This window comes from Siminovitchia sp. FSL H7-0308 (assembly GCF_037980985.1).
GTDB lineage: Bacteria > Bacillota > Bacilli > Bacillales > Bacillaceae_C > Siminovitchia > Siminovitchia thermophila.
Genome location: NZ_CP150282.1, coordinates 2001937 through 2027798 on the forward strand (window position 1 = coordinate 2001937; position 25862 = coordinate 2027798).

The window sequence follows — 25862 nt, forward strand, 5'->3', positions numbered from 1 at the left end:
TATTTTTGATTATCTATTATTATAGCAAATCGTCCACTCGCCGGTTCTGAAAGAATGAGATTTCATCAGAATAAAGCCATCTGATCGGGAAGTTTTGTCATCGAATCGACAACAGCAAAAATACTTGGTGACAAGCTTTATTTTAAATTCCTCATTATATTTAGCCATAAAAACACCCCCGAAAATGAAACTTTGTGGAATCTACAGACACCACAATTTTGTTAACGCGAGCAAAAAGTCATAACGCTAAAAGCGTGCTTGACGGAATGAAAGACCCAAGCATATACAACCGCGCTAGCAGTAGCAACACGGCAGTGTACAGCAAGATAGAAGAACACGAGTGCCGGAAATCCAACTTCACTGCTAAATGGCAGAACTACTGTAACCAGCTCAGTCTTCAAGGTATTGATTTGTTTAACGAGAAGGTTCCTTTTCGTAAATGCCCTCGCTATCCAGAAAACACTGGCTTTGCTCCTTATGTCCATTGTCATTTTCCGACCGGCTCATTCGGAATGTGAGAACGAGCCTGCCCGCTTTTTCGCCATCAGAAACATCTTGTTTCCTCTCCCCTTTTCATCATGAACTGTCTAATATCGCAGTGCTCGGTTCATTCCATCACTAACAGCCCATGTTTCACAAAAAAACCAATCACGGTCTTATACCATATAACTCACCAGTACCGGAATCACCGCAGCTGTTTGTGAACGTCTCGCACTTTTTGATCCGCCTATCATGTAATCCACCCCGTGATTAAAAATTGGTTTTAGCCTGGAACATTTCAAAAAAGTTTACGGCTTATATACTGACGACGGATGAAAAAAGACACCTGAAAACCAAAGTCGAAAGGACAGATTATCACTATTCCTTCACATTCAACAATGCAAGCGCTTGTCACCTTCTTTTTTAATTGGCTATAATGAATATAGTTTAGGCAAGTTTTTTCAGGGGGTTAAGAAATGCTTGAAGGTTGGTTTTTAGTATTTATCCTTTTTTGGGTAGTCGTTTTAATTGCGCTCTTTGCCATTGGAGGATTTTTTATGTTCCGCAAATTTTTAAAGCGCCTGCCAAAAGAAGACGGGAAATCGGATATGGATTGGGAAGAATATTATGTGGAAAAGACAAAGTCATTATGGACAGAAGAACAAAAAGCACTCCTGGATGAACTCGTGAGTCCTGTGCCTGAATTGTTCCGGGACGTCGCCCGCCACAAAATCGCTGGTAAAATAGGTGAGGTGGCCCTAAAAGAGAATGTCAAACGGTTAAATTTGGATATCATTATAAAAGGCTATATTTTGGCAACGCCAAAGCGCGACCATAAATTTCTTCGTAAAAAAATGAATGAATTAAACATAGACATTACGCCATATGAACATTTTTTTTGAGGCTTCCAAACGTGATCGGGAGCCTTTCCTTCATATAAAAGCAGGTGAAACATTTGAACTATATCGCAGTCGGAATCGGCGGAATGGCAGGAAGTGTCCTCCGGTATTTAATTGGTCTTTACACGATCGAATTATGGCATGGCGGGTTTCCTTATGGAACGTTCATTGTCAATGTGACGGGTGCCTTGATATTGGGTTTTTTGACTGGGTGGCAATACGGGAAAAAACTTCCCTCCTATATCGTTTCAGGACTCGGAACCGGATTCATCGGTTCCTTTACCACTTTTTCGGCTTTGAGCTTGGAAACTGTCCAACTTATTGACACCTCGCCACTGACTGCCTTGTTATATGTTGTATTAAGTAGTGTCATCGGCCTCTTCATGGCTTTCTTTGGGTTGTTGTTGGGAAAAAATAGTTCTCGAAAGGACACTGTCTAATGAAGCTCATATGGCTTATTGCAATAGGTGGATGTATCGGAGCTACAGCGAGGTTTTGTCTGGCAAACAAAGTGAAACCGATCAACGACTTTCCCCTTTCCACCCTGCTTGTGAATGTAATCGGTTCTTTCCTGCTTGGATTCTTTTCAGGTGCTGTGTTGAACTCGACAATTGCCCTTCTGGTTGGAACCGGCATTTTGGGTTCGTTTACAACTTTCTCCACCCAGAAAGTGGAGATCGTTTCATTGCTTGATCAAAAGAAATGGCGCACCGCCTTTTTTTATATGGCTGTCAGCTATATTGGCGGCATTGTACTGGCATTTGGAGGATATGCACTGGGAGCGTTTTTTTCTTCCTAACTGTACAGGTAAACTTTTCTTGAATGTAATTGGCCAACCTCACAAATAATACATACAAATAGTGATAAGTAGGAGGGCATATCATTGAGCGATTCTTTAAAGTTATCTGGCAGGCAATACAAGAAGGAAGATGAACATGGAAAAGACATTTTATCAAAAGGTCTTGCCATTACACATGAGCAAGTAAGTGATGTATATACAGAAGGTGTCATAGAAGGTGTTATTGAGAATGAGAACGGGGAAAACATAGCACTTGCCGATATTCAACAACAGGACAGGAGAAAAAAGCATGACTGACAAACAGCAATATAAGAATGACATAAAACAATATCAGATGCCAAAAGCACTTCGCCGCAGTAAAAAGTCTGCCTACCGTGTCGGATATACTGCCAGTACAGGCAATGACACCGGAGGAAAGGACGAGCCTGGAAAAAGAACGGATTTGTAAGTGCCAGCCGGGCTTAAAAAGATGGAAAGAGTTGAATAGGGAGAATCAACAGATACCACCTTTTTGTTTTACGTTAGCAAAAATCATAACGCTAAGAGCGTGCTTGACGAAAATGAAAGACCCAAGTATATACAACCGCGCTTGCCGGCAGTGACAAACGGAAGGAATGAACAGAAGTCTGTCTCCCTACATCATGATGAACTTTGGGGAAATTTCAACTCTTTTGTACAACCGTTGCTTCACCAAACCTAGACAAAGAAGAATATGTATCAGTAAAAAATGGCTCCGATTTGTCAATTTAGAAGATCGGGGCCATCTTTTCTGACCGTGCCAAATGCCCATATGCGAGATTTTGCGGCCATAGTCCTATTTGTACATCATTTATCCTGATATTTGACCAAGAGAGAATCAAAATTTAAGAGATTTTGTTGAAAATTTCAATTTATATTTACAAAAATAGTAGAAAAGACTGATATATATTTGATATAATATGCTTAAATTTTGATTTACAAAAAATATATATAATACACTGAAAATAACAAGAAGGGACGAGACAAGGTGGAGAGTTTACTTTTAGAGATTGAGAAAAAGCGAGAACAATTAATTGCAGTATCAAATCATGCAAACTTGACATCCCAACTTGTATTGCAATACAGTACTGAGCTGGATCTTTTAATCCATCAGTATAATCTTATGACTGTCACGAAACTACAACAGCAGGCGGCTAATTAACAAAAAACATAACAGACGGGAACGTCTGTTTTTTTAATTTGTTTAAAGAACGTCTGATTCATGTTGAATCCTGTCACCCCCTTTTTCCTTTATTCACCCCACGTTATCTAGTTTACATAAAATAAATTATCGGCAGCCATGTTGCATATCGCGCAGATAGAAAATTATTATGAATATTACGTGTATTAACACTAGAAAAAGCCACTTCTTCTGCTTGATAATTGTAACAGAAAAAGTGGCTTGAGAAAGCTTAAACATCAAGCTATTTTTTGCAATGTAACAAATGAGTAAATCGGATATACATTGGTAAATCAACGTTTACTTATTATCCATCTGTTTTTTCATCATGGACATCATTTGATTCACTTTTTTCTGGGAAGGTTTCATTCCCATTTGCATCATCATCATTTTAAGCATTTGTTCATTGATTGGCGGATTTTTCTTTAAATAGTCCATCATATATTTACGGGCAATGAAAAACCCTAAAGCAACACCAGCCAAAAGAGCCAGTACGCCCGTTAATACAAATTGCCACCACATTAAGTAATTCCTCCTTCAAGTTGTCTACCATCCAGTTTACTGAACCCCCAAATATTATACAATACTTGATCATGCATTTCATATGTATTTTCTTTCTTTTACAGGTTTCACCCAACCATAGCGTTCATTTTCTCTATCAACGGCAAAAAAATGGCCTTCATATTTTCGAAGTACTTCAAAAAAAACAGACTCTGACTCAAATCCGCCCCAAGCCTTCAAACATAGCAAGTTTTCTTCAATGGCCAGTTCTGCTCCATTTCTCCCTTTGGGATTTCCTGTACAGTATACTTTTCCCTTAATCATTATTTTTCTGTTTTGTATAGACTCTGATAATAACTTATGCAGTTCTAAAAAAGGTAAGGGCCGGGTTATATAGTCGATTTGCTGCTTAATAATCTTCCTCTGTTTGTCTATGTTCGCATCTTGTGCGGTAAATAATTTATAAAATTTACTTTCACGGCCATAAAAGTAATCTGCAAACTCATCTTTTATTAAATAAATTGAGTATTTTCTCACTTGCTTCGTCACTCCCGCCGTTTTTCATTATTATAATGGAGACGCTATAAGAAGTTTGTCAATTCCTCTGTACTCTTTCACAAATCATTTTTTAACATATATTCTAGATGACCTAATGATTTCCCTTTTTTTAACAAAAGATCATTTTTTTCAAAAACAAACGAATGTTTCCAAGAAAAAGATGACATTCTCGAAACGTTTTTGTGAATGTTGCTTAAGAGAAGAAGATAGAATTCCGATTCGCGGCGATTACATAGCATGAGCATATCGAAAAAGGGAGAGCTGTAACGGCAAAAAGCCCCAGCCAAACGGCTGGAGCCAGACACAAAAAAGAATTTCCTAGCAGGAACATTTCCTTTTATTTTTGAAGCAAAGCTTTTACCTTTTGAACGACGTTATTGACTGTGAAGCCATATTCTTCGATCACCTTTTCACCAGGAGCTGAGGCACCAAAACGATCGATTGCCAAGATATCCCCTTCATCCCCTGTATATTTATGCCAGCCAAGTGATGAACCCATCTCGATGGCCAAGCGTTTTTTAACAGTTTTCGGGAGCACAGTTTCTTTGTATTCATCTGATTGCTGTTCAAAGCGATCCCATGACGGCATGCTGACAACGGAAGCATGAATGTCTTCTTTTTGAAGGGCTTTTTGTGCAGCGATTGCCAAGTTTACTTCAGATCCTGTAGCAATCAACAGGACATCTGCCTGCTCTTTATGAGCAGGTGAAATAATATAGGCGCCTTTTTCAACACCGTCTTTGGCTCTTTCTGCCGTAAACGGCAATGTCGGCAGGTTTTGCCGCGTTAAAACGAGCGCAGTCGGCTTATTTTCAGATTCTATCGATAAGCGCCATGCCGCCGCTGTTTCATTGGCATCAGCAGGCCTGATCACAGACAAGCCAGGCATTGCGCGCAACGAAGCAAGTTGCTCGATAGGTTCATGTGTAGGGCCGTCTTCCCCAACAGCGATGCTGTCATGTGTAAATACATAAGTCACTGGGATTTCCATTAAGGATGCAAGCCGGATGGCGGGACGAAGATAGTCCGAGAATACAAAGAACGTACCACCAAAAACTTTCAACCCGCCATGAAGAGCCATCCCATTTAAGGCCGTGCCCATACCAAATTCGCGTACCCCAAACCAGATGTTCCTGCCTTCGTAAGAAACTGGGGAAAAATCTTTTTCTTCTTTGATCATTGTTTTGTTAGAGCTAGCCAGATCCGCAGCCCCGCCAATGAGATAAGGAAGATTTTTGGCAATGCTGTTCATCACTTCACTGCCTGATGCCCTTGTTGCCAGACTGGATCCTTCTACATATGTCGGGATATCTTTATCCCACGCTTCAGGAAGTTTTCCTTCAATGGCGCCTTCCAATTGCCTGGCAAGTTCAGGGAAAGCGGCTTTATAGCTTTCAAAGAGCGTTCGCCACTCTGCCTCTTTTCGAGTTCCGCGTTTGATCGCTGTTTCTTCAAAATGTTCATATACTTCTTTAGGAACATAAAAATCTTCTTCATATGTCCATTTGTAATAGTCTTTTGTAAGCTTCATTTCCGCTTCACCGAGCGGGGCCCCGTGGGCATCTGATTTACCGGACTTATTTGGGGCTCCGTAGCCGATAATGGTCTTTACTTCAATCAAAGTCGGGCGAGTATGATCGGCTTTGGCTAGTTCAATGGCTTCGGAAATCTGCTCAAGGTCATTTCCGTTTTCAACACGGATATATTGCCAATCGCATGCTTCAAACCTGGCACCTACATTTTCCGAAAATGATTTGTCCAGATCCCCATCAAGGGTGATATCGTTGGAATCATACAATACAATCAACTTTCCAAGCTTGAGATGACCTGCCAGTGAAACGGCTTCGGAAGCCACCCCTTCCATTAAATCCCCGTCACCGCAGAGTGTATATGTATAGTGGTCGACAATATTGTAATCTTTTTTATTGTAAACAGCCGCCAAATGGCGTTCAGCCATGGCCATACCAACCGCCATTCCGATTCCTTGTCCCAGCGGCCCCGTTGTCGCCTCTACCCCAGGTGTATACCGATATTCCGGATGTCCAGGCGTTTTGCTTCCCCATTGTCTAAAATGTTTAATGTCTTCCATTTTAAGGTCGTAACCTGACAAGTGAAGGAGACTGTATAAAAGCATTGAACCGTGACCCGCTGATAAAATAAAACGGTCGCGGTTGAACCATTCGGGATTTTTTGGATTGTGGTTCATATATTTTGCCCATAATGTATAGGCCATGGGTGCTGCTCCCATCGGCAAGCCGGGATGACCTGAATTCGCCTTTTCAATTGCGTCGATTGACAGCGTTCTAATTGTATTGATGGCCAGCGCGTCAATCTCGGCCACATTGTTGTTATGCATCTAAATATCTCTTCCTTTCCCATTTTGTTCTATAACATATCATAAAGATATTTTTGCATTTTCACAACTTTTGAGTATAAAAAAACATCGAAGCGGGTCGATGTTTGTAAAGAAATTTTAATGAAGTTTTTTCTTTAGCTGGATAGAGCGAAGTTTTTCAGGCGTTACTTCTTGTCCCGTAGAATCAAACACCCTTACTTGTTCAATTGTCTGTTTCATGGAAGAGCGAAACGCTTTTAAATATTCGCCGCGAAGTCTCGACTGCTCCTTTGCTTCTTCCTTGGACAGGCCTTTTTCTTTCGCTTTTCGGGCTAGCGCATTAATCCTGGCGAGCTTTTCTTTTGAAAGCATACTCAAACTCCTTTTTTACGTTAAGTTAGCTCCAGTTTACTAAAATCGATGGGTGAAAACAATCTATACGCCCCTGACTGATAGATGAAAACGCACTATCTACATGAAGCTAGAGTTCGCAATGTCAGAGATGGACAACAGTGGACAACACTGTCATGAACCCTGATTATCCTCCTGCTCCATAAACTCTTTGTATCGTCTATGTACCGTTGCTTTGGAAACTTTGAAACCGAACCCCCTCATCATGGCAGCTATCTCTTCAAAGGTCATATTGTTTTGTCTAAGGCGAATGATTTCTTCCACCGGGACCTCTATTCTTTCCCGCCCATGCCGGTTCCCCTGGTTTTTCAAGTTTTTCTCCGGTTGATAGCCCTTGGCAACGGCTCTCTTCATGCCCCGTTTAATTTTGATATTATGCAATTTCCTCTGATGTTCTTCGATCATCGCCACAATATCCAATAGAATGGAGTCTGTTTCCGATATTTGCAGTTCTCCGTTATGAGACAGGCTGTACAATGTTACACCTTGCTTAAGAAGAACATGCATGAGGGCTATTTTGGCATTGCCCCGTCCAAGCCTCGTTTCATCCTGGATCAGGACAGCACCAATTTTATCGCCTTCTATTTTGTCGAGCATATCAAGTACGCCGGGACGGTTTAAATCATAGCCGCTCGCTTTGTCGAGAATGATGTCACTTACATCAAACCCCCACATTTTTGCCGCTTGCACAAGTTCTTCCTGTTGTCTTTCCAATGAGGTTTCCTGTGTGTGTTTGTTTGTACTGACCCTGCAGTAAATAATGGCATGCATTTTTTCAACCCCAAAACAAAAGTCATCTATTTTTTTGATTCATTGTCATTTCACTTTGATCTTGTAGATCATTGTATACATTTGCTTCGACAGTTTTCAAGGAAGTATTCTCTTGTTCCCAATTGAATATCATGACTAATCCCATAATTAATGACAGTATAAAAAAGATAATGACGAATGAATAATGTTTCCATACGGACGCAATCATTCATATTCCCTCCCCGAAAGTTTGTTCGCATCCAAAAAACATTATAATAGGAACACCTGTTTGTGTCAATAAAATTACGAACCCATGTTTGCTTAATGAAAAACCGCATGCTATAATAAGGTCAATTCATCACGGGAAAAAGGGTGTGAAAAGGTGTCAAAACTTACAAAAAGGCAAGAAGACATATTAAACTTTATAAAAGATGAAGTGAAAAAAAAGGGCTATCCTCCGTCTGTTCGCGAGATTGGGAAAGCGGTTGGCCTCGCATCAAGCTCCACTGTACACGGGCATCTCGCCAGGCTGGAAAGCAAAGGCCTTATCAGGCGCGATCCGACAAAACCGAGAGCCATTGAAGTTTTAAACCAGAATGAGGAAACAATCGTTCAAAAAACGGTCAATGTTCCGCTTGTCGGTAAAGTCACTGCCGGGCTGCCGATTTCAGCAGTTGAGAATATTGAAGATTACTATCCGCTTCCGGAATTACTTGTTCCGGCAGACGAGCAAGTATTCATGCTGGAAATCGTAGGTGAAAGTATGATAGAAGCCGGGATTCATGATGGTGATTTTGTCATCGTGCGCCAACAAAAAACGGCCAACAACGGAGATATTGTCGTCGCAATGACCGAAGAAGACGAAGCGACAGTCAAAAGGTTTTATAAAGAAACCGGCTATTTCAGACTTCAACCGGAAAACGCGAGTATGGAGCCCATTATCGTATCCAATGTCGTCATTTTGGGAAAAGTGATCGCCTTATACAGGCGCTTTGTCCATTGATCAAGCCTCCTTCGCTATCCATACACGACGCACGAGCGGCCCAATCCCCCGTATCGCATTGAGCCGCTTATTTTTTGCTCACTTATTTGTGCCCGCTTCCTTTGCTTCACCCCAATAATATTCGCTAAACACTTCCGCCAATACATCGACTGTACGATAGAGTTCCTCCAACGTATTATCCACCCCGCCAATCTCGATCAAGAGCGCATTTTCGGTTAAATCTTGGTTGTATACTCCATTCCCGTCTGCCTTCGTTTTTCCAAAAACCCCTCTTGACAGCCCGGGATATTTTTCTTGAATAGAATGATGCAATCGTGTTGCGAATTCCAGGTTTTTCTGATAGTTCGGATGTTCCTGTCCGATCACAAAATACGGCTTGGCATACGTTTTTCCGTTAATTGTCGCAGTCGTAACCCCTTTTCTCTGCGAATCTCGATGAATATCAAAATAAAAGCGGACTTCCTCTTTTTGTTTCATCGTTTCCACGGCAATCTCACGTGAAAGCTCATATGATTGAAAGAATTTCATATTTCTTTTTTTCAAAAGCGCCTGAATATCGACCTCATTCACCAACGTACTAATTCCCTTTTCTCCCAGTTTTTCTCCCAATCTTTTTCCTAGCAGTGTCACATTTTTCTCTTTGTGCCACGCGCGGTTTGGATCCGTTACATTTGGAAGAAGAGGAAGAAATGACTCCGTATTATGTGAAGAATAGATAAAAACAACGGGCTTATCTATTGTTGTCTGTTCTTTTGTCGGCGGAGATTCCTCCGCAGAATCATCACTCTCTTCCCAAACATCCAAATCATCCGGAGGCGGGGATTCAATCGGAAGATTCGTAAAATCAGTCCCTTTTCCAGCCACAATAATTTTTGGGGTCGCTGCATGCAGTCCCGGAATCTCACTAATTAAAAATGTCTTCATGTTCCGCAGATTGATGTTCGTAAATAATTCGAGAATATCTCTGCCCAAAGTCTGTTCAAAACCTTCGGGAATAACGGATTGTAAAGCGTGGTTTTCCAACGACATGACATATAGGAAAGTTTCTGTTCTTGACGGATCATCACCTATGAAGGACAATAAGCTGATTTTTACACTTGAAAAGGCAATTGCCGAAATTAGGCAAAAAAGTGCGACAACCGTTGCAAAAGATTTTGCTGCGAATTTGAACATCGGGTTCATCCTTTAAGAAAGATTTTGTAATACCATTTATATGAGCGTTGATAGAGTCTATGATTAAAAAGTTGTTCATACCTATAAACTTCGGAAAATAAAAAAAGCCCCATAGGGGCCCACGGGGTTTAAAAAACAATCTATTCTTTATACATTAGGAATTTTTTAGTAGATCAAACTGTTCGCTCGTGTCCAAACAATTAATAGATTTACCACTTTTACGAACATCCCATTACATGTTAAGTACCTGTAAACGGCTTTCATTTATGGAAAATTTTGAAATATAATGTAATGATGAAAGACTTGATACAAGGGTTGCGGGGCGATTGCAAAGTTCATAGTCAAGAAGGGGACGGGCAACATTTAGTCTGTCTCGTTCATCATGGATGTTTCGTTATTGTCGGGCGATTGCTTTTTATTTTTCTTTTCGCTAAAAGGTTCTTCGACAGTTGCTTCTCCAATGGTTGGCTCTTGCAAGCTTGCCAACTCCGGATCAATTGCTTGTTTTGTATTAGCTTTTATATGTAAAGACCCATTATCGTCAACGGATTGCACATCTTCGCACTCACTTGAAGAAGCAGTAAACATGAATCCGGAAAGCAACATCAATATAAAAGGTTTTTTAAGCATCTTATTACCTCCATCCTTATTCCGTCTATAGGAATCTTATCATTTTTGGGCAAGTATTTTTTTCGTTTCGGTATTTTTTAATCTAATCTAAAACAATGTCAACTGCGTTTAAAAAATGACATGCGCAGGTTACTAAAACCCTATCATAGTAAAGCTTCACAAACTTTTAATTGTTCAAACAGCTTGTGTGTTTAGCTAGTGGTTTATATGACCGTAGTGGCAATGATTCTATTTTAAGCTCCCAAAGCCGGCACGCTCGTGAAAAAAATTTTTATGCAAAACAAAAACCCCTCCTGTATAGGAAAGGCAGTATGCTTGACAATATATCTGTTATGGTAGAGGTGAAATAATAAATCGTCGCTGGCTGCATCGATCATAAAGTGCGCACTATCTTCAATATTGTACCTTTGTATGAAAAAATAAAAACACCCCGTAGGAGATGTTAAGACTTACGATAGAAATATTTTTTATGTTCCTAAGATGTACCTACAAAAAATAGAAATGGGTCATGAGAAGCGTGAATATAACTCCTGCTTTAACAGCCATTCCGTCACCTTCCTAAAAGGTAGTCTTTTTTTGGGAAATTCATCAAGAAAAGTATGGCGACAATCCGTTTCAGGTTGCCGGTTTCCTTTTGAATTTCAACATCTTTTCACCTCTTTAACTGCAATTTATCACACCCATGTTAATACTGTTTGTAGTATATGTAAAGTTTTCATTTACAAAACAAAAAATGACAGTGCGTAAAGATTCACTTATTTTCCATTTATTAGACATCTGTAAAAATGGCTTTTAGTCATTCAGACAATACAACAAATATTCATTCTTATTGGAAGCTTGAACGGACATGATATACATCCAGTCATCATTAGCCAGTTCTGCAACATTGGCACGCCAGGAAAAAATGGACCATCAAGACAATAAAATGTTGCAAAAACCGGACTGTTATCGGTTTAAGGAAAAATAAATGTACAAAAACCGAAATGTCCCAGTCAGTAAAAAAACCGAAGGAGCCTAACAGCCCCAACGGTTTTATAAATTAATACAGCTTCATGTACTGCTCCCTTTCCCATGGGTGTACCTGGGTCCTAAACATTTCCCACTCAATCTCTTTTGCTTCAATAAAGTTTTCGAGGATGTGCGGTCCTAAAGCGTCTTTCATAACTTCGTCAGCCTTCAGTTCCTGCAATGCTTCGTGGAGATTGTGGGGTAAATCGACAACCCCTTCTTTCTCCCGCTCATTTTTGTTCATGATATAAATGTTGCGGTCTACCGGTTGTGGAGGAGATAGTTGTTCTTTAACACCGCTTAATCCGGCCTTTAATAGGACGGCCATTGCAAGATAAGGATTTGCTGTTGGATCGACGCTCCGAAGTTCAATTCTTGTGCTTTGCCCTCTTGATGATGGTATTCTGACAAGCGGGCTCCTGTTTTGGGCAGACCAAGCAATATAACATGGGGCTTCGTAACCCGGGACGAGCCGTTTGTATGAATTGATCGTTGGATTTGTGATTCCTGTAAAGCCAGGTGCGTGCTTAATAATACCTGCCATAAATTGAAATGCCGTTTCGCTCATTTCCAGCTCACCATTTGGATCATAAAAAGCATTCTTCCCGTTTTGAAATAGAGACATATTGAAGTGCATCCCTGATCCCGCTACACCAAATAGGGGCTTTGGCATAAACGTGGCATGCAGGCCGTGTTTTCGGGCAATTGTCTTTACGACAAGTTTAAATGTTTGGATGTGATCACATGCACTGACGGCATCCGAGTATTTAAAATCGATTTCGTGCTGGCCGGGAGCCTCTTCATGGTGTGAAGCTTCGATCTCAAAGCCCATTTCTTCAAGCTCTAGCACAATGTCACGGCGGCAATTCTCACCAAGGTCGGTGGGAGCCAAATCAAAATATCCGCCGTTATCGTTTAATTCTAATGTCGGTTCACCCTTTTCATCCAACTTAAAGAGGAAAAATTCTGGTTCCGGTCCAAGGTTGAACTCAGTAAATCCATATTCTTCCATTTCCTTTAAAACCCTTTTTAAATTGCTTCGCGGGTCACCTAAAAATGGCTCCCCGGATTTATGGTAAACATCACAAATCAGTCTCGCCACTTTTCCCTTTTCGGCAGTCCATGGAAAAATGACCCATGTATCAAGATCCGGCACCAAATACATATCGGATTCTTCTATTCTTACAAATCCTTCAATGGAAGATCCGTCAAACATCATTTTATTATCCAGTGCTTTCTCTAATTGGCTGATGGGGATTTCAACATTTTTTACTGTCCCCAAAATATCAGTAAACTGCAACCTGATAAACTTCACGTTTTGTTCTTCTGCCAGCTGTGTGATGCTTTCCCGTGTAAACATGCTCATGTGCGAATATTCCTCCTGGAATGACAGATTCAACATGACAAATCATCATGAAGTAAAGAAAAATATCATGTACGAAATGATAAATGCCACAGTTTCATCTGTCAAGAAAAAATTTGAAAAAGACAGCAAGCTATTACTGTCTTCCATATATATATATTCACTTAATTTACACGAATCAAACCTTTATCCAGCAAATAATCCACCGCAGTGGAAATGGCAATTTTTACATGGGCATATGTAAGGCCTCCTTGTACATATGCGGCATATGGAGGACGGATCGGGCCGTCGGCTGACAGTTCAATGCTGGCCCCTTGAATAAAAGTACCGGCGGCCATGATGACAGGATCATTATAGCCCGGCATTTCACTTGGATAAGGCATAACATACGAATCCACCGGTGATGCGGCCTGGATAGCCTGGCAAAACGCAACCATTAAATCGGCATCGCCAAACTGGACGGATTGTATTAAATCTGTTCGCGGCGCATCCCATTTCGGCTCCGTGTTCATCCCGATCTGTTGCAGAAAAGCCGATGTAAAGACAGCTCCTTTCAGTGCTTGCCCCGTAATATGGGGTGCCAGGAAAAACCCTTGATACATTTCAAGCAGGCTGTAAAGGGAAGCTCCGGCTTCTGAGCCAAGGCCCGGGGATGTCATCCTATAGGAACAGTCTTCAACATATTTCGATTTCCCAACAATATAGCCTCCCGTTTTTACAATTCCTCCCCCGGGGTTTTTAATAAGTGATCCTGCCATCAAATCGGCTCCAACATGGCATGGCTCACGTGTTTCTACAAATTCACCGTAGCAATTGTCAACAAAAACAATCAGCTCCGGGTTTATTTCTTTTACAAAAGCGATCATTTCAGCGATTTCTGCGATAGTAAATGAAGGACGGTCGTCATAGCCTTTCGATCTTTGTATACCAATTACTTTCGTCTTTGAATTGATTTTCTGTTGAACAGCTTGAAAATCCACTTTTCCTTCCTGAGTTAAAGGGACGGCTTCATAAGCGACGCCAAATTCCTTCAGTGATCCGCTGGATTTGCCGCGAATCCCAACAATTTCTTCCAGTGTATCGTACGGCTTTCCAGTAATATATAGCAATTCATCCCCGGGACGAAGCACTCCAAACAACGAAATAGCGATGGCGTGAGTGCCTGAGACAATTTGTGGGCGGACAAGCCCGGCCTCCCCGCCAAACACATCGGCATAAATGCTTTCAAGTGTTTCCCGCCCCATATCATCATACCCATACCCGGTGGATGGATGAAAATATGTATCGTTCACACGATGCTTTTGGAAGCATGCTAATACGCGATATTGATTTATTTCAATGAGCTTGTCAATTTCTTTGAGCTTACCCGAAATTTTCTCTTCAACAGCTTCAATGACGGGGCCCAATTTCTCTCTATGTGTCAAGTACGTATACATTTTTTGCTGACTCCTTCAAACTTCATATAATTTTAGCGATCCTGTTACAGGATGATCTGGAAGAACGTAACCTTTGCATTTATAGGCCTGTTCTTTCTCCAAAAAAGTTAATTCTCTCAAAATCGTGTCGCTCTTTAATACAGACAAAAGCCGCCCTTCATGTGAGGGAATGATTACATGATAGTACTCCATGGATGCTACGGCCATACTTTCAATTTTTTGTTTTAGCAGATTTCGGTCATTCTCATCAAACGCACTCATTAGAACCGCATCTCCTGAACTTGGAACAAAATCAGAATGAATTTGATCTGCTTTATTGTATACGGTCAATTGGGGCAAGTGTGCTATTTCCAGTTCTTTCAACAGCTCTCGAACTGTCTCTTCATGATTGCTATAGTCCGGGTTGGAACAATCAACAACATGCAGCAACAGATCCGCCTCACGCGCTTCTTCCAATGTAGAGCGGAAAGCCGCAACCAATGTAGTGGGCAAATCCTGAATAAAACCAACCGTATCTGTAATCAAAACCGAGTATCCGCTTGGGAGGACAATTCTTCGTGTCAGCGGATCAAGCGTCGCGAACAATTTGTCTTCCGCAAACGACTCCGCCATCGATAAACGGTTGAATAATGTTGATTTTCCGGCATTTGTATAGCCTACAATGGCGATTTGATACGTATTATTTCTTTTTCTCCGAGATCTGTAACCTTTACGATGTTGCACAATCGTCTCCAATTGCCTTTTAATTTCGTCAATCCTCCGCCTGATATGCCGGCGGTCAGATTCAAGTTTTGTTTCCCCTGGTCCCCTTGTCCCAATACCGCCCCCAAGCCTTGACAAAGCAATTCCTTGGCCGGCGAGCCTAGGCAATAAATATTGCAATTGGGCAAGCTCTACCTGCAATTTCCCTTCTCTTGATTTGGCGCGCTGCGCAAAAATATCAAGAATGAGCTGTGTTCTGTCCAGCACCCTTCCAGAAAACTTTTCTTGAAGATTACGCAGTTGGGTTGGGGTCAATTCGTCATTGAAAATGATTAAATCAGGCTCCAACTCTTCCACCAGCGACTGAAGTTCTTCCAACTTTCCTTTTCCCAAATAAGTTGAGGGATGGAGCCGTTCCCGTTTTTGTACCATTGTGGCCAGTACTTTCGCTTTGGCTGTAGTTGTCAACGAAGCCAGTTCATCCATTGAATATTGAAAATGATGCTCGTTTGCATCGAGCTGGCAACCGACAAGAATAGCTGTTTCTTCATGTTTGAGCATTTTAGACACTCCTGCTTTCTTTACAATGTCTAAACACATCATAACAGATATGTTTGGAAAGAAAAAAGAAACTCCGCCAGAAGTCGGAGTGGACATTTAAGTATAGGTGTTATTTTTCGCAAAGACCAAATCGCGGCTATGAAGCGTCATCAAATTATTACGGTTCAACCTGCTTTCGGAAAGAAGCCGCATGGCCTGCGCCCGCACCGCGCCTTCGATAATATTGCGGACATACCGTCCATTGGAAAATGTGGATCTGTTCACACCTTTGGCGTATATAAGATGATCTTTCAATTTCGCTTCTGCTTCATGGGTAAATTCATATTGCTTCTCTCGTAACATGCGTCTGGCAATTTCCATTAATTCATTGACAGAGTAGTCCGGAAAATGAAAGACAAGTGGAAACCTGGAGTGAAGGCCGGGATTTAAACTTAAAAAATAATCCATTTCTTTTGAATATCCAGCCAGGATTAAAATAAAGGTATGCTGTTTATCTTCCATATGTTTAACAAGGGTATCAATCGCTTCTTTGCCAAAGTCTTTCTCACCACCGCGGCCAAGTGAATAGGCTTCATCAATGAATAAAATACCGCCGGATGCTTTTTTGATTAAATCCCGTGTTTTTTGTGCAGTGTGGCCAATGTACTCGCCAACAAGATCAGCCCTTTCCGCTTCAATCAGATGTCCTTTAGGAAGAACCTCCATTTTATGGAGCAATTTGCCAATCAGCCTGGCGACAGTCGTTTTTCCTGTTCCCGGATTTCCTTTGAACATCATATGCAACACTTGAGGACCGGCTTTTAATCCTGCAGCTTCCCGTTTTTTGTTAATGTAAATCCACGCATAAATTTCCTTCATTGTTTTCTTTATGTGGTTGAGTCCTACAAGGGAATCCATCTCACTTTCAATTTCATTTAAGATGGCATGTTGGCCGGGCAATGATTTGGAAACAGCATGACCATGTCCATCTTTATGTTTATCCCTTTTATGCATGTTGAGCATTATACTGATCTGGCCATTATTCTTCATCTTGATTGGTTCATCCACAGCCCATCACCTCGCATTCAGAAACAGTATACGCCCAATATGACATTTTGTTCCTCATATTGTTTGTATCCCATTATATTCGAAAAAAGCCAGCCTCATTACATAAGGAGGACGACTGGGCTATTAATAAAAAAACGCTGCTTCCTGCAGTTTGGGGTTCTTTTTCTTTACGCCCATAAACTACTAACAAGCTCGGTTTCAACACTAAACGGAACAATTTATTTTCAACTGCCGTTTTCCTGAAAGATAGTTCGTGCCTCTGCGCAGCAAGTTGACGGGCCAGGAACCAGCTATTTAAAGCTAATCCGCCTGCCACTCCAAGTAACAGGTGAGTACACATTCATTATATTAATGTTATGTTGAAAACATATTAGCATACCTTCTCGACTAACGAGTACCATACATTACATACATTTAGTAAAATGAACTTCCTCCCTTTTGGGAAATACTTTTAGAAAGCTAAATCTTCTGACACCTCTCCATCTATGCGTTTCAGTTTTTTACCCTTCATGAAAACGCTTCATTTTTTTCTAAAATAACACCTAGTGTTGCATTAATTAAATTCCACTTTTGAAAATACGCTAAATATTCAATTTTGTCATTTTTTGCATAGAAACCCATCCAAATCCACTAAAAAGGACACAAACTCATGGACAAAATTACACGAAAAACTTCATTTGGACAATGGTTTTCACCAATTAATTTTTCATTATTTGAAGAACAGGTGAAAACCATGAAATTAGATTTCTATACGAAAAAATTAACGACAGAGCCATTCCTAAAATTACTGCTTTTTGCGCAGCTACATGAAATAGAAAGTTTTCATACGCTAAGTGATTGTCTTTTCGACGATCATCTTCTAAAAAGAGATTGACCTTGATTCGATCAGTATTTCGCAGCTGTCACGCCGATTAAATGGCATGAATCCAGATCTATTTCAAGAGCTTCTCCTTGACTTAGTCTCACAAATGCATGCCATATACAAAACTTGTTATGCCGTTAAAAATCATAGATTCAAGCACATTGCCACTGAGTTTAACCAACCATAGGTGGGCAAAGTTCCGCAAGACAAAAGCCGGTGTGAAACTGCATCTACGCCTTGTATTTATGGAAAAAGGAACTTCCTATCCCGAAAAAGCCGTCCAAACAACGGCAAAAGAACACGACCGTGGTCAGCTTGAAATCATGGTGGATGACAAGGAGTGCATGTATGTGTTTGACCGTGGCTATCTGGACTACGAGCGCTTTGACCGCATGACTGATGACGGCTACTTTTTTCTATCTAGACTACGTAAAAACGCTGCCATGCGATAAATTTACAATTTTAAATTGCCCGAGGATACGACTGTTTTATCGGATCAAATGGTGCTGATTGGTACGACTCAAAACCGTGCTGAAAATTACTTTCGTTTTCTAAAAGTGATGGATTCAAAAGGGAATGTACTACATTTCATTACAAATCGGTTTGATTTGAGCGCCGACGAAAGATCAAGCAGCTGGAACAATATCCGGAACCCTTGGGCGATTACAGGAAGTGGCTAAAAGGAAAAAAGGATCGACACAGCGATCTCAATCCACGCACTCACATGGAGTGCGACTAAAAGTCTTTGTTTATCCTGAATTGGAATTTTATATTTCAATCCACGCACTCACATGGAGTGCGACAAAATGCGTTAGCTGTTGAGCCAGCAGACGCTATCATTTCAATCCACGCACTCACATGGAGTGCGACAATAGCAAGTGAGGATGAATGGGAAACGGTAGATATTTCAATCCACGCACTCACATGGAGTGCGACTCAAAGCACTTTGCGATTCGGTGACGATTCAGACATTTCAATCCACGCACTCACATGGAGTGCGACACTTTTGGCAAAGGTTTCATGTTACCTTGAGCATCATTTCAATCCACGCACTCACATGGAGTGCGACAACAATAAAATATCATCACAAGAGTGTTGGGAAAATTTCAATCCACGCACTCACATGGAGTGCGACGTTGTTCTTCTTGATTGTTGGAATATCAACAAATATTTCAATCCTCGCACTCACATGGAGTGCGACAGCCAAAAGGCTCGTAGGCGTCATGGTGCACCTCATTTCAATCCACGCACTCACATGGAGTGCGACCAATTAGAAAGCGAATACGCTAAAAAAATAGCAATTTCAATCCACGCACTCACATGGAGTGCGACCGAGCAAGTCTGCCCATAGAAGAATAGACAATTTAATTTCAATCCACGCACTCACATGGAGTGCGACGAAAATAAATGGCTTGATGGTGGATGGGACTCAATTTCAATCCACGCACTCACATGGAGTGCGACGGGACCGCCGAGTGAAAAACAGGTCAAGGCATTGATTTCAATCCACGCACTCACATGGAGTGCGACCGACTTGCTTTTGTGTGATTGCACCCTTTTTTGATTTCAATCCACGCACTCACATGGAGTGCGACTAGTTAGCTTTTTGGGTTATAAATAATAGCTATCGATTTCAATCCACGCACTCACATGGAGTGCGACGAGGGCTCAAGAAAGCAAATTTCCACATGCTTCGGATTTCAATCCACGCACTCACATGGAGTGCGACAAAATAAAGAAAAGGTAAAGGACGAAGAAGGTAAATTTCAATCCACGCACTCACATGGAGTGCGACAAAAATTGAGCGTCATGCATGCTAAGCGACATAGATTTCAATCCACGCACTCACATGGAGTGCGACTTAAATGGTAATACAAAGGGAATGACTGCTTTTTTAATTTCAATCCACGCACTCACATGGAGTGCGACATTTCCACCCTTGGATTCTCGCTATAAAACTTTATTTCAATCCACGCACTCACATGGAGTGCGACTGACATGTGGTACAATCTCATTATTAATAGGAGATTTCAATCCACGCACTCACATGGAGTGCGACAGCGAAAATTTCCTAATAAAAGGAAAATTGCTCCCAAAATCTAGTAGGATAACCTGTTTTTGGGAGGTGTTTTGCTATCTTCTTTTCAATTTTACCATATATTTTCGTATCATACTGTTTTTTTTTGGTGCGGGTCCCCTAGAGATTTTATGTTCGCTTGGGGTTCGCACCAAAGTTTACGTTATATTATACGAACGGATGCTGCTCTTTTTAATTAAAAAAATTTCCAATTCTTCCATTAGTCCCAGAATCAAAAATTCAATCCTTTTTTAATTCTGTTCACAATCCAGCTCTCATGTAAGTTGACCGGTGTTTCTCTACATTTCCCGCATTAACAATTTTAATCGTCGCATTCAGTTGAAGAAGAACGTTTTATTAAAGTTGTTTCACTTGTTTTATTGCAAAATAGTATGATCTGCTTATCATTCCAATCGACGATGAATTGTCCCCAGTCCACTTGCCGGCATGGTTTCAAACTACTCGGTTACTTTGCTTTGGAATAAACGAAAGAATGAAGAATTGTAGAAAGAGAGGTTCAAATTGATTCTGGATCGGTGCAATACGATTATTCATTAAGATGAAAATTAGTAGTCATGCAATAGATGAGCTGATATTGTTAAAGACATATCCACTTCCTACGCTGATAGATCAATGTGTTAGTGAGGTGCCGTTATTTCTGCTGTTTGTTATTCCTTCCATTCTTTAAGGAGAGTGAAAGTTACGACATCTTTTAAAGATTAAGGTAAGAACGCCATCCATTCATCTGAATGAATAGTAAAATGTTCCATTACTGTTTTAGTTGCTCGTTTCTTGAAAAAGGAGTTCCCCAATTCATTTGTGAGAATAGTGGCAATTAGGAGTTCAACTTTGGATCACATACCAGATCAAAGAGCACTTGCTCTTTTAGAGACGATACTGCCTAGCACTTCATAGAATGTTTCCTCATAATATGGGGATTGCCCAATAATGCTCTCGGCAATCCCCACTCGTTAAATTCTCACTTTATTCTTCTTCAAAATTAATTTGCACGTTGCGTTGGGGCGAAAAAGTTGAGATGGCATGTTTAAAGACAAGCTGCTGTTTGCCTTCAGTTTCAAATAGTACGGTAAAGTTATCAAAGCCTCTTACTTGCCCACGCAGTTGAAATCCGTTTAATAAGAACACTGTTACAGGGATTCCTTCTTTACGCAGTTGATTTAAAAATTGATCTTGAATGTTGATCGGTTGCTTCATCGGAAGACCTCCTCTTTTTCTCTATACTTATGTATTCGATTTTAATTGCAGCTTTCCTGCAATAAATTGAACAATCTCATTAATCGTATTCAAGTGTTCCCTTTCATTCGTCATATCAAACCATGTAACATCCATTTTATTACGAAACCAGGTGAGCTGGCGTTTCGCGTATCTCCTTGTGTTTTTTTTCAGCAGTCGAACTGCTTCCTCCAGAGACAGCTTCCCATCAAAGTACTCAAAAAGTTCTTTATAGCCGATGGCCTGAACAGACTGGACATTACGTAGGCCTTGATCATAAAAATATTTGGCTTCTTGAAGAAAGCCCATTTTCATCATGATGTCTACACGATTGTTAATGCGCTCATACAATTTGCTGCGATCCATTGTAAGTCCGATTAAAGCTGTGTCATAAAGCGGCTCAGCCAATGTTGCTTTCGGTTTTTCGCTCATTTTTGTTCCGGTTAAGCGGTAGATTTCCAAAGCGCGAATAACCCTTTTTACATTGTGAGGATGAATACTGCTCGCTGTTTCCGGATCCACCGCGGCCAACTCCTGATATAGTTCATCTGTTTTTCCTTCTGAAGCTCTTTTTTCCAAGGCTCTGCGGTATTCGGTGTCAGGCGCTTCATCGGTAAATTTGTAGTCGTATAAAACCGAAGCGATATAAAGCCCTGTCCCGCCGACAATAATGGGAACGGCGCCGCGGGCGGTAATATCATTGATTTTTTTTCTGACCACTGTTTGAAACTCGGCGACTGAAAACGGCTCATCCGGTTCCTTGATGTCCAATAAGTGATGTGGAATTCCCATCATTTCATCGGGTTGAATTTTGGCAGTACCAATATCCATCCCTTTATACACTTGCATGGAATCACCGCTAATAACTTCTCCGTTAAAACATTTTGCCACTGTAATGCTCGTATCTGTTTTTCCTACGGCTGTCGGACCGACAATGACGATGAGCTTTTTTTTCTCCTTCAATGGAATTCACTGCTTTCACTAATTGCTTATGTGTTATCTTACCAAAAAAAGTATTCAAAAGAAAATGTTTAAAGCTCGTCAAGGTTTAAAAGCCATGGCAGCCCGAACCGCCGTCTGCCAACCGGCATATAATCTGTCGGCCCGCTCTTCCGCCATTTCCGGATGGAATTTTTCATCTAAAGCCCATCTTTTACCAATTTCTTCTTGATCTTTCCAAAAGCCAACTGCAAGTCCCGCCAGATAAGCTGTTCCAAGTGCTGTCGTTTCATTGATCTTTGGCCTTTCAACAGCCACACGCAGCAGATCACTTTGAAATTGCATTAAGAAGTTGTTTCTCACTGCCCCTCCGTCTACTCGCAGCTTTTTAAGCGAAATACCCGAATCCGCTTCCATCGACAATAGAACATCCTTCGTTTGATAGGCGAGCGACTCCAGGGTCGCGCGGATAAAATGCTCTTTTGTCGTGCCTCTCGTCAAGCCAAACACCGCCCCCCTCACATCACTATCCCAATACGGTGTCCCCAAACCCACAAAAGCGGGAACAACATAGACACCATCGGTCGATTCGACTTTCGATGCGTAAGTTTCACTGGAAGGAGTGTCTTTGATGATCTGCAAACCGTCCCTTAACCATTGGATCGCAGACCCGGCTACGAATATGCTTCCTTCCAAAGCGTACTCCAGCTTCCCTCCCACCCTCCACGCGATGGTCGTAAGAAGTCCGTGCTTGGAAGTAACAGGTTTTTCACCTGTATTCATTAACATAAAGCATCCGGTTCCATATGTATTTTTAGCCATCCCTTTTTCAAAGCAAGCTTGGCCAAACAATGCGGCCTGCTGATCTCCAGCAGCACTAGCGATCGGTATTTCCTGATCAAAAAAATGTTCCGGAACCGTTTTTGCGTATACTTCCGAAGAGGGCCTCACTTCAGGCAACATGGATCGCGAAATGCCAAGAATATCCAACAACTCTTGGTCCCATTCAAGCGTATGGATATTATACATCAATGTGCGTGAAGCATTGGAAAAGTCTGTTACATGAACCGCTCCACCGGACAGCTTCCAAATAAGCCATGTATCGATTGTGCCGAATAAAAGCTTTCCGGCTTTTGCCTTTTCCCGCGCTCCTTCGACATTGTCAAGAATCCATTTCACCTTAGTCCCTGAAAAATAGGGGTCGATCAATAGCCCCGTTTTTTTTCGAAATGTTTCTTCCAAGTTCTGTTCCTTCAAGGCATTGCATATCCCTTCGGTTTGCCGGGATTGCCATACGATTGCGTGATAGATCGGCTGCCCTGTATCTTTATCCCATACAACGGCTGTTTCCCGCTGATTTGAAATGCCAATTCCGGCTACTTGAGACGGCTTTACACCAACTTCGGTCAAGCATGCGGCAATGACGGCCAATACAGAACCCCATATTTCAATTGCATCATGCTCCACCCATCCGGGGCTGGGAAAATATTGAGTGAATTCTCTTTGGGATATGTTAACTGTTTCTCCGTTATGGTTAAATAAGATCGCCCTGGTACTGGTCGTCCCCTGGTCGATCGCCAAAATATATTGTTCCATCAAACCCCTCCCATATTTCCAATATTGAATATATTATAACAATAGAAACGATAGAACAGTGAAAAAATAAACAAGCATCGTAAAGATGCTTGATTAGCCGTAGTAAGCTATACCGATGGATACAAATAGAACAACAAGACCTAAAACTATATATATCCACGTCAACCGCTTAATGTTTACTTTTAAAGACGTTTTTTCATAATCGAGAGAACGGGCAAGCTCGTCCTCAGGCGTATCTCCTTGTTCTTCATATTGCTTCATTTGCCGAGAAACATCCCTGCCGACGAGAAACGTCCCAACAAGCGCGGCAATGCTGACGATCACACCGGCAATGATCATATAAAGAGTCACTAAAATCACCTCGACAGATCCTATATACTCATTATAACGTTCATTCCTTAAAAAAGCATTATATTAAGTGAATGATTTGTTACATAATTCTTTTAAACATCTTTTCTAAATCTGTTACTGTAAAGTGAATAATGACCGGTCTGCCATGCGGGCAAGTAAACGGATCTTCCGCCCTTCGGAGCTCGTCTAGCAACGCTTGGATTTCATCATTTCGCAAATGCCTGTTCGCCTTAATGGCCGCCTTGCAGCTCATCATGATGGCTGCTTCTTCCCGCAGTTTTTTCACGTCTACTTTTTTCATCGTCAACAGCTGTTGGATCATCTCTTCCACGATCATTTTTTCCCGGCCTTTCGGAAACCATGCAGGGTGAGAGCGGATAATAAAGCTGTTCATGCCGAACTCCTCTAGGAGGACACCGACTTTCATTAACTCTTCCTTGTATTCTATTATTTTTATATACTCGTCTCCCGAAAATTCCATGGTGATCGGAACGAGAAGCTGCTGCCATTCATTTTCCACTTTGCCAAGCTTTTCGCGGAAGTATTCATATTTGATTCTTTCCTGGGCGGCATGTTGATCAATCAAATAAAGACCGTTTTCATTTTGGGCCAAAATATACGTTCCGTGCATTTGCCCGATCGGGTAAAGAGCCGGCATCCTGGCATGCTCCATACTATCTTCTTTTTCAAGTGACGGCGCCTCCAACAAGGTTTCGTCCTCGACACCTGGCTGCTCTGTTTCATGGGGGACCGAGAGTGGCTCCTCCTCAGGCTGTTCAATCGGTTCATACAGCTTTTTCATTTCTTCAGGAGGCAACAATGTTTCCCTAGTGAAAAATGTGTTTTTTCGGCTGCTCTGCGAATGGTACGTATTTGGTTCAGTTGATGGCTCCAACTTCAGAGTTGTTTGGACACTGCTTTGCTCTCTTGAGCGGGAAGGGGCGGTCCCGTGTGGAATGAGCTGTTCCTTTTTGAAAGCTTGCTTGACTGTTTCAGTAATCAGTTCATTCAGTTCCATTTCTTTACTGAGCCGAACCTCCAATTTTGCCGGGTGAACGTTCACATCAACGAGCAGCGGGTCCATCGTAATCGTAATAAGCGCAATGGGGAAACGTCCGATCGGAAGGAGTGTTTTGTAACCTTCCAGAATCGCTTTGACAAGAGAATAATTTTTGATGAATCTGCCATTGATGAGCGTAGAAATATAATTTCTGGAAGCGCGGGTCATTTCGGGTCTGGATATATACCCTTCAATGGAAAAATCAAGCGACCGGCCACTAATGGGCAGCATGTCTCTCGCGATATTTTTCCCGTAAATCGCCGCCAATACTTGTCTAATATCTCCGTTTCCGTTCGTCTGAAGGAGAATTCGGCCATTATGCTGGAGGCGGATGGATACATCCGGATGGGATAATGCCAACCGGTTTACGACATCGGTAATGTGTCCGATTTCGGTATGAAGGCTCTTTACGTATTTCAGGCGGGCCGGTGTATTATAAAATAAGTCTGACACGGTAATATCCGTACCCTTTCTCGATGGGGCTTTCTCATGCGCAATGATTTTTCCGCCGTCCAATACAACTTTTGAGCCATCTTCACCTTCCCTGGCCGTTATGATCTGCACCCGGGAAACCGAGGCGATACTTGGAAGCGCCTCGCCTCGGAAACCGAGTGTTCTAATGCGGAACAAATCATGCTCATCTTTTATCTTGCTTGTTGCATGTCTTTTAAACGCCGCGATGACATCCTCCTCACCGATTCCCTTTCCATTGTCAATGACCCGAATTTCACTGAGTCCCGCTTCTTTAATGGATATTTCAATGACCGTACTGCCCGCATCCAGGGAGTTTTCCACCAATTCTTTGACAACGGAAGAAGGTCTTTCCACCACTTCACCGGCTGCAATTTTGTTGGATAACGCTTCGTTTAATTCAATAATTTCACGCATCA

Annotated in this window: 23 protein-coding genes, 1 pseudogene and 1 CRISPR repeat array; of the genes and pseudogenes, 7 read left to right on the forward strand and 17 right to left on the reverse strand. The window is 41.6% G+C overall.

The window, feature by feature from the left end; all coding sequences use genetic code 11:
* Nucleotides 1-956: 956 nt before the first annotated feature.
* The 5 genes from MHB50_RS09525 to MHB50_RS09545 all read left to right on the forward strand — a co-directional run bounded on the left by MHB50_RS09525 (nt 957) and on the right by MHB50_RS09545 (nt 2626).
* On the forward strand, nt 957-1382 hold the full coding sequence (locus MHB50_RS09525; RefSeq protein ID WP_077110316.1) for a DUF2621 domain-containing protein: 426 nt from the start codon (nt 957-959) through the stop codon (nt 1380-1382).
* 53 nt (nt 1383-1435) lie between these two features.
* Nucleotides 1436-1819: a fluoride efflux transporter CrcB gene (crcB, locus tag MHB50_RS09530; protein ID WP_077110315.1), complete on the forward strand. Its 384-nt coding sequence runs from the start codon at nt 1436-1438 to the stop codon at nt 1817-1819.
* A complete protein-coding gene (gene crcB / locus MHB50_RS09535; RefSeq protein WP_340085200.1) occupies nt 1819-2178 on the forward strand; it encodes a fluoride efflux transporter CrcB in 360 nt (119 codons plus the stop codon). The genes crcB (MHB50_RS09530) and crcB (MHB50_RS09535) overlap by 1 nt, the downstream gene beginning before the upstream one ends.
* An 84-nt stretch (nt 2179-2262) precedes the next feature.
* A complete protein-coding gene (locus MHB50_RS09540) occupies nt 2263-2475 on the forward strand; it encodes a YozQ family protein (RefSeq protein WP_213089103.1) in 213 nt (70 codons plus the stop codon).
* Nucleotides 2468-2626 (forward strand): hypothetical protein, encoded by a 159-nt coding sequence (locus MHB50_RS09545; RefSeq protein WP_171973836.1) that lies wholly within the window; start codon nt 2468-2470, stop codon nt 2624-2626. Before MHB50_RS09540 ends, MHB50_RS09545 begins: the two co-directional genes overlap by 8 nt.
* Nucleotides 2627-3676: 1050 nt before the next feature.
* Here the strand turns inward: MHB50_RS09545 and MHB50_RS09550 are convergent.
* The 6 genes from MHB50_RS09550 to MHB50_RS09575 form a co-directional block, all read right to left on the reverse strand.
* Nucleotides 3677-3898, reverse strand: a complete 222-nt coding sequence (locus MHB50_RS09550) for a YneF family protein (protein WP_077110312.1) — start codon at nt 3896-3898, stop codon at nt 3677-3679.
* Between the two features lie 78 nt (nt 3899-3976).
* Entirely contained in the window at nt 3977-4414 is a 438-nt protein-coding gene (gene sirA, locus MHB50_RS09555) for a sporulation inhibitor of replication protein SirA (RefSeq protein WP_077110311.1), read from the reverse strand.
* Nucleotides 4415-4772: 358 nt separating this feature from the next.
* Entirely contained in the window at nt 4773-6791 is a 2019-nt protein-coding gene (tkt, locus tag MHB50_RS09560; RefSeq protein WP_077110309.1) for a transketolase, read from the reverse strand.
* 117 nt (nt 6792-6908) lie between these two features.
* A complete protein-coding gene (locus tag MHB50_RS09565) occupies nt 6909-7142 on the reverse strand; it encodes a DUF896 domain-containing protein (RefSeq protein ID WP_077110308.1) in 234 nt (77 codons plus the stop codon).
* A gap of 153 nt (nt 7143-7295) precedes the next feature.
* Nucleotides 7296-7952, reverse strand: coding sequence for a recombinase family protein (locus MHB50_RS09570; RefSeq protein WP_077110307.1), 657 nt, complete (start codon nt 7950-7952; stop codon nt 7296-7298).
* A 22-nt stretch (nt 7953-7974) separates the two neighbouring features.
* Nucleotides 7975-8160 carry a hypothetical protein gene (locus MHB50_RS09575; RefSeq protein ID WP_077110306.1) on the reverse strand — a complete coding sequence of 62 codons (186 nt, stop codon included), beginning with the start codon at nt 8158-8160 and terminating at the stop codon, nt 7975-7977.
* 153 nt (nt 8161-8313) lie between these two features.
* Here MHB50_RS09575 and lexA point away from each other — a divergent pair, with 153 nt between their 5' ends.
* Nucleotides 8314-8934, forward strand: a complete 621-nt coding sequence (gene lexA / locus MHB50_RS09580) for a transcriptional repressor LexA (RefSeq protein ID WP_340085201.1) — start codon at nt 8314-8316, stop codon at nt 8932-8934.
* A gap of 78 nt (nt 8935-9012) precedes the next feature.
* On the opposite strand, the gene MHB50_RS09585 is transcribed toward lexA, so the two are convergent.
* The 6 genes from MHB50_RS09585 to spoVK form a co-directional block, all read right to left on the reverse strand.
* Nucleotides 9013-10107 carry a stage II sporulation protein P gene (locus MHB50_RS09585; protein WP_077110304.1) on the reverse strand — a complete coding sequence of 365 codons (1095 nt, stop codon included), beginning with the start codon at nt 10105-10107 and terminating at the stop codon, nt 9013-9015.
* Nucleotides 10108-10470: 363 nt separating this feature from the next.
* Nucleotides 10471-10737: a hypothetical protein gene (locus MHB50_RS09590; RefSeq protein ID WP_077110303.1), complete on the reverse strand. Its 267-nt coding sequence runs from the start codon at nt 10735-10737 to the stop codon at nt 10471-10473.
* A 1039-nt stretch (nt 10738-11776) separates the two neighbouring features.
* A complete protein-coding gene (gene glnA, locus MHB50_RS09595) occupies nt 11777-13111 on the reverse strand; it encodes a type I glutamate--ammonia ligase (protein WP_077110302.1) in 1335 nt (444 codons plus the stop codon).
* A 161-nt stretch (nt 13112-13272) separates the two neighbouring features.
* Nucleotides 13273-14544, reverse strand: coding sequence for a methionine gamma-lyase family protein (locus MHB50_RS09600; protein ID WP_077110301.1), 1272 nt, complete (start codon nt 14542-14544; stop codon nt 13273-13275).
* Nucleotides 14545-14559: 15 nt separating this feature from the next.
* Nucleotides 14560-15807, reverse strand: coding sequence for a GTPase HflX (gene hflX / locus MHB50_RS09605; RefSeq protein WP_077110300.1), 1248 nt, complete (start codon nt 15805-15807; stop codon nt 14560-14562).
* 96 nt (nt 15808-15903) lie between these two features.
* On the reverse strand, nt 15904-16854 hold the full coding sequence (gene spoVK / locus MHB50_RS09610) for a stage V sporulation protein K (RefSeq protein ID WP_077110299.1): 951 nt from the start codon (nt 16852-16854) through the stop codon (nt 15904-15906).
* 649 nt (nt 16855-17503) lie between these two features.
* Here spoVK and MHB50_RS09615 point away from each other — a divergent pair.
* Nucleotides 17504-18381, forward strand: a pseudogene (locus tag MHB50_RS09615) (IS4 family transposase); the annotation flags it as partial.
* A gap of 39 nt (nt 18382-18420) precedes the next feature.
* A CRISPR array of direct repeats spans nt 18421-19775; the repeat unit is 32 nt; unit sequence ATTTCAATCCACGCACTCACATGGAGTGCGAC.
* Nucleotides 19776-20777: 1002 nt separating this feature from the next.
* On the opposite strand, the gene hfq reads toward MHB50_RS09615, so the two are convergent.
* The 5 genes from hfq to mutL all read right to left on the reverse strand — a co-directional run bounded on the left by hfq (nt 20778) and on the right by mutL (nt 25860).
* Nucleotides 20778-21008, reverse strand: coding sequence for an RNA chaperone Hfq (gene hfq / locus MHB50_RS09620; RefSeq protein WP_077111656.1), 231 nt, complete (start codon nt 21006-21008; stop codon nt 20778-20780).
* A 27-nt stretch (nt 21009-21035) separates the two neighbouring features.
* On the reverse strand, nt 21036-21989 hold the full coding sequence (gene miaA / locus MHB50_RS09625; RefSeq protein WP_077111657.1) for a tRNA (adenosine(37)-N6)-dimethylallyltransferase MiaA: 954 nt from the start codon (nt 21987-21989) through the stop codon (nt 21036-21038).
* 78 nt (nt 21990-22067) lie between these two features.
* Nucleotides 22068-23561: a glycerol kinase GlpK gene (gene glpK / locus MHB50_RS09630; RefSeq protein WP_340085202.1), complete on the reverse strand. Its 1494-nt coding sequence runs from the start codon at nt 23559-23561 to the stop codon at nt 22068-22070.
* 93 nt (nt 23562-23654) lie between these two features.
* Nucleotides 23655-23921 (reverse strand): hypothetical protein, encoded by a 267-nt coding sequence (locus tag MHB50_RS09635; RefSeq protein ID WP_253191885.1) that lies wholly within the window; start codon nt 23919-23921, stop codon nt 23655-23657.
* Between the two features lie 70 nt (nt 23922-23991).
* Nucleotides 23992-25860, reverse strand: a complete 1869-nt coding sequence (gene mutL, locus MHB50_RS09640; protein WP_077111830.1) for a DNA mismatch repair endonuclease MutL — start codon at nt 25858-25860, stop codon at nt 23992-23994.
* Nucleotides 25861-25862: the final 2 nt, after the last annotated feature.

What these genes read in the sequence shown, in the direction of transcription:
- MHB50_RS09590 (WP_077110303.1), bottom strand. Translation starts at nt 10,737, where the DNA reads ATGCTTAAAAAACCTTTTATATTGATGTTGCTTTCCGGATTCATGTTT.
- MHB50_RS09585 (WP_077110304.1), bottom strand. Translation starts at nt 10,107, where the DNA reads ATGTTCAAATTCGCAGCAAAATCTTTTGCAACGGTTGTCGCACTTTTT.
- MHB50_RS09600 (WP_077110301.1), bottom strand. Translation starts at nt 14,544, where the DNA reads ATGTATACGTACTTGACACATAGAGAGAAATTGGGCCCCGTCATTGAA.
- MHB50_RS09565 (WP_077110308.1), bottom strand. Translation starts at nt 7,142, where the DNA reads ATGCTTTCAAAAGAAAAGCTCGCCAGGATTAATGCGCTAGCCCGAAAA.
- MHB50_RS09525 (WP_077110316.1), top strand. Translation starts at nt 957, where the DNA reads ATGCTTGAAGGTTGGTTTTTAGTATTTATCCTTTTTTGGGTAGTCGTT.
- glnA (WP_077110302.1), bottom strand. Translation starts at nt 13,111, where the DNA reads ATGAGCATGTTTACACGGGAAAGCATCACACAGCTGGCAGAAGAACAA.
- MHB50_RS09545 (WP_171973836.1), top strand. Translation starts at nt 2,468, where the DNA reads ATGACTGACAAACAGCAATATAAGAATGACATAAAACAATATCAGATG.
- hfq (WP_077111656.1), bottom strand. Translation starts at nt 21,008, where the DNA reads ATGAAGCAACCGATCAACATTCAAGATCAATTTTTAAATCAACTGCGT.
- glpK (WP_340085202.1), bottom strand. Translation starts at nt 23,561, where the DNA reads ATGGAACAATATATTTTGGCGATCGACCAGGGGACGACCAGTACCAGG.
- hflX (WP_077110300.1), bottom strand. Translation starts at nt 15,807, where the DNA reads ATGCTCAAACATGAAGAAACAGCTATTCTTGTCGGTTGCCAGCTCGAT.
- tkt (WP_077110309.1), bottom strand. Translation starts at nt 6,791, where the DNA reads ATGCATAACAACAATGTGGCCGAGATTGACGCGCTGGCCATCAATACA.
- MHB50_RS09575 (WP_077110306.1), bottom strand. Translation starts at nt 8,160, where the DNA reads ATGATTGCGTCCGTATGGAAACATTATTCATTCGTCATTATCTTTTTT.
- mutL (WP_077111830.1), bottom strand. Translation starts at nt 25,860, where the DNA reads ATGCGTGAAATTATTGAATTAAACGAAGCGTTATCCAACAAAATTGCA.
- MHB50_RS09570 (WP_077110307.1), bottom strand. Translation starts at nt 7,952, where the DNA reads ATGCATGCCATTATTTACTGCAGGGTCAGTACAAACAAACACACACAG.
- MHB50_RS09550 (WP_077110312.1), bottom strand. Translation starts at nt 3,898, where the DNA reads ATGTGGTGGCAATTTGTATTAACGGGCGTACTGGCTCTTTTGGCTGGT.
- crcB (WP_340085200.1), top strand. Translation starts at nt 1,819, where the DNA reads ATGAAGCTCATATGGCTTATTGCAATAGGTGGATGTATCGGAGCTACA.